The organism is Bowmanella yangjiangensis (assembly GCF_017255015.1).
Lineage (GTDB): Bacteria > Pseudomonadota > Gammaproteobacteria > Enterobacterales > Alteromonadaceae > Bowmanella > Bowmanella yangjiangensis.
The window spans coordinates 2,361-6,954 of sequence record NZ_JAFKCS010000047.1 but is presented as its reverse complement, the minus strand read 5'-3'; the positions used below and the strand labels follow the sequence as shown (position 1 = coordinate 6,954).

The following is a 4,594-nucleotide window of genomic DNA, read 5'->3' as shown; positions in this document are numbered from 1 at the left end:
GCATCGCAGCCCATGTGTGCTTGCCGATGCTTTCGGAGTAGGTGTGCCATTAGAGCTATAACCGAGCGGTATAGCGGAATATGATAAGCAGTTCGAATTTTGCAGATGTGTGAGTGTCGCCCACGTCAGCCGGTTAACAAGGATGGCCATTGATGGACAAACTCTGGAAGCAGATCACCCCGTCCGATTACGCATGGGAACGGGAAGCGCTGGAGTTTGCCAGGCAATTGCTCCCTGACCACGATCCTTATCGTGCTTGGGCCAACTTCGAGTTCATTGCTCAGGATGGCTCCATCAACGAAGTTGATCTCATGGTGTTGACGCCCAAGGGCATGTACGTCATTGAGATCAAGTCCCACCCCGGCGTGATTCGGGGTGATGCTGCCAACTGGGTTTGGGAAAGGCCTTTGCCCAAAGGTGGGCAGAAGATCTTCGACAATCCCCGTTTGCTTGCTCGTCGCAAAGCGCAAAAGCTGGCGTCCCTGCTGAAGTTGCAGCCTTCATTTCATCGAAGCAAGGAAACTGTGCCTTTTATTGATGCTTTGGTGTTCCTCTCTTCAGAGGACCTGGTCATCAAGCTAGAAGGTAATGCGCGCCAAGGTGTGGTCAATCGGCAAGAGCTGCTACGCGAAATCACCCTAATCGATGAGAACTGGAGGCATCGGCAGATTACCGCTTATGCAGCCAAAGTCATCTCACGCGCTGTAGAGGAAGCGGGCATTAAAGAGTCCGTGCGCATGCGTCGTGTGGGCAGCTATGAGCTTCAGAGCCTACTCGACGAATCCGATACCTATCAGGATTGGCTCGCCTTGCACCCGGATCTTGGAGTGCAGCGCAAGGTTCGTATTTATCTGACCCAGGGTAAGCCGCAGGAAGAGGTTTCTCGGCTCGAAAAAGCGGCCAAGCTTGAGTTCCGCCTGCTTGAGGGTATTGAGCATCCAGGAATTCTGCGAGCGCACGAATTTCAGAATCATGACAGCGGCCCCGCACTGGTCTATGAGCACGATCCCAAGGCATTTCGTCTTGACCATCTACTCATGCATCTGGGTAAGGATCGGCGCCTGGATACAGTTCAGGCCACCTACCTGCTTCGTCTAATTGCTGAGGCTGTGCAGTATGCGCATGGGCAAAAGCTTTATCACCGTGGCCTAAGTCCTCAGTGCATCTGGGTCAAGCCTCTGGGCGATGAGAAGTACAGTGTCAAGATCAGCAACTGGGCCACTGCCGAGCGGATATTCGAGAGTGAGTCGCGCAACATCAGCGCGCTAACCCGCCTGAGCAACCTTGTGCATGAAGAGGCCGGGCCTTATGTCGCCCTGGAAGCGCACACAGGCGCTACAGACGGCGTGCACTTGGATGTGTTCTCCCTGGGGGCGATCGCCTATCACTTATTTACCGGCAAGAAGCCCGCGCAAACCGATATCGAGTTACTGGACAAGCTGCGCCGAGGTAGTGGCCTGCAGGTTACTGATGAGATCAACGGTACAAGCGAGGCTATGCAGTACCTGGTGCAGTACGCCACGCACCCTGATGTCGGCAGCCGGTTGGAATCGGTCAGTGAGTTCATCAAACGGCTGGATGACCTAGAAGATGAGGTTAGTCAGCCGAACACGCTTCGAACTAACCCAACTGAAGCCCGCAAAGGGGACCTCCTGCCTGGAGGCTTCCAGGTTATTCAGCCGCTTGGCAACGGTGCGTGCTCAGTCGTATTCCTAGTCGATTACCAGGGGCAGTCTCGCGTTCTGAAGATCGCTTCGACACCTGACCACAATAGCCGTCTTACGAAAGAGGGCGAGGTGCTGGCCAGGTTGCGTCACCAGGCCATTGTTCCTTACTACAAAACCCTAGATATCGTTGGCCATACCGCTCTGCTACTCGACTATGCGACCGAGGGCACCCTGGCGCAGCGCCTCCGCCATGTCGGCGCTGTGCAGCTGGAGTTGCTTGAGCGCTTCGGTGACGACTTGCTCAGTGCGGTTGTGCATCTAGAAGACCAGGCGTTGGTGCATCGTGATATCAAGCCAGAGAACATCGGCTTGGTGATGCAAGGCAGCGTTCTTCACCTCATGCTTTTTGACTTCTCCCTGTCCAGTGTCGGTGCTGACAATATCAGTGCTGGCACTCTGGCCTACATGGATCCGTTCATCCGTGATCCTGGCCGCCGTCGTTGGGACGACCATGCCGAGCGATTCTCTGTTGCGCTGACCCTTTACGAGATGGCTGCAGGGGCTTTGCCCGGGTGGACGTCCTCTGAAGGGCTGCCACATCAACTCGAAGGTGAGCTGGAGGTCGACCGAACCGTCTTCGACCCGAGCATTCGCGATCGCATGGTTGAGTTCTTCAAACGGGCCTTGGTTCGTGATGTGCGCAAGCGCTTTGCCAGTGCCGGCGAGATGCTGCGTGAGTGGCGCAAGACATTCCATGATGCGCGCAGTGAGTCTCTGCACACGACCCAGCAGCCACAGGAGCGTACGTGCCCCATCAGCGAGGCTCAGTTGGATACGCAGATCGGCCTGTTGGCTCTGAGCCCACAAGCGCTGGATACCCTCAGTCGTCGGAATATCAATAGCGTTGCTGACCTCATCAAGCTGAACCGCTCCCGCGTTCGTGTCTGGACTGGGGTGGGGGTAAAGACCCGTAATGAGCTGTCCGATGTGATTGGTCAGCTTCAGGCGCGTCTTCTGGACGGTCAACAAGTTCAGCAATTGGATACCGGTGACACCAGCGTTGTAAGTGTCGACCGTCTGTTCCAGCAGGTTCTGCCGAAGTCCACTGATCAGACTCGGTTGAGCTTTCTTAACGAATACCTAGGTCGATTGGACGAGGATGCGCCAAAGGGCTCTCACAACGTTCATTGGCCTACGCCGGCAGCCATCAGCGGCCACCTCGGCATTGAGACTCTGCTGGTGCGCGAGTTGGTCGATAAGGTTCTGACCCAGTGGGCTAAAACCAAAGCGATTACGGACTTGAGAGAAGACATCGTCGGCCTGCTGGAAGATAACGGCGGCGTGATGACAGCGGTCGAAGTGGCTGACGCAATCCTGCTTCGTCGCGGCTCGGTACAAGACAGCCCACTGCGTGAGCGCTGGGCCTATGCCGTTGTGCGGGCAGCCGTAGAAACGGAATTGAGTAAGCAGGAGCCTCGTTGGCTTTTGCGTCGCTCCGGTAACCGTTTCCTGATCGCCGATAATCGTCAGGGGCGAGGGGAGGAACTGGCCGATTACGCTTGCGACCTGGGCAGCCTGGCAGATGAGTGTGCTCGCCAGCTGCCATTACTTGCTCCCGTTCGTACGCTGGAGAAGATCCGTGCTGTGCCAGCGCCAGAATCATTTGCAGGTTTGAGCAACCACCGACTTCTGCGTTTGGCTGCAGCTGCATCCGAGAGTGCAGCACTATCCAGCCGTGTGGAATTCTATCCACGAGGGATGCCCGCCAAGCTTGCTTTGGAGTTGGCCCAGGGCGCGCTATTGGGAAGCAAGGCGCTTACTGTCAAAGACATCCAGACCCGTGTAGCCGGCCGCTATCCCGCAGCGCAGGAGCTACCTGGCCGCCCAGAGCTGGATGAGTTGGTGCGCTCCCTGGATATCGGTTTCCAGTGGAATGGCAGCTTTGAGTTTGCCAACGGCGATAGAGGCGGTTACTGCCTGCCAAGCGCAGGGATGACCAGCTTCGCATCAGCTGGGTCTACTCACTACAGCCAGACTCAACAAGGCGAAGACGACACCACCACACTCAAGTCGGTTAAAGAACTGGGTTTGATGCTGGAGAAGGCAGTGACTGCCTCCCACTTCCTCGCGCTAACCGTCAGGCCGCGTCAGTGGTGGCAAGCGCAGGAAAAACTCTGCCGAGACTATCCATTTAAGTGCATCAGCTTTGATGAGCTGCTACTTCGCCATGTACAGGCTGTATGCGCCAGCATGCCCAAAGCGCCGGATTGGCAAGTGGTGCTCAAAGCAGATGCCTGTGAGCGCAGTTCACGCGATTGGCAGAACCTGCAGCGACTGGTGCAGCGAGCGTTACCGGGCATGGCTGAGGAGATTCTGCAGGCCGGTCAGCCAGTGCTTTTGACGGAGCCAGGACTGCTGGCGCGCTATGAGCTGGTTACAACATGGCTGAATGATCTGCGCCAGCAGCTGATGAGCGTGAGTGGCCGCAGTGGCATTGCGCTGCCCGGGTTGGCTTTGCTAATAGCCGTGGATGCGCAGCGTTCCGCGGCCATGATCGATGACGTATTGGTGCCTACAGGCGCCGGTAGCAAAGAGTTTGCCCATATTCCCAGTAGCTGGCTGGACGATGCTCAGCTACTACCTGAGGCAGTTAAAACCACTGCCTGATAAAAATTGATAGCAGACCCAGTACCTTCAGGTACTGGGAGACATGCACAAGGATTTACCTGTGATTAATCGTGCCGATCTTCTGAAAAATCTGCAGTCTTTGTTACCGCATATTGAGAAGGACATCCTCGCCTACAGCGAGTCCAACGCGGAGCTCAGTGAACATTTACAGAGCGAATATCGCGCGGCGGTTGAGGCTGAACGCACCGCCGAGCACTTTGTTTCCTGGCGTGAAGCGCAAATAACCCAGGCCGCCGTGG

General features: G+C 56.3%; 2 protein-coding genes. Both read left to right on the top strand.

Annotated features, from left to right (window positions below; all coding sequences use genetic code 11):
• Positions 1-152 precede the first annotated feature (152 nt).
• Positions 153-4,334, top strand: coding sequence for a BREX system serine/threonine kinase PglW (gene pglW / locus J0A65_RS20745; RefSeq protein WP_206596249.1), 4,182 nt, complete (start codon positions 153-155; stop codon positions 4,332-4,334).
• A gap of 61 nt (positions 4,335-4,395) precedes the next feature.
• The coding region (locus J0A65_RS20740; protein WP_206596248.1) for a hypothetical protein at positions 4,396-4,594 on the top strand (199 nt) is incomplete at its 3' end.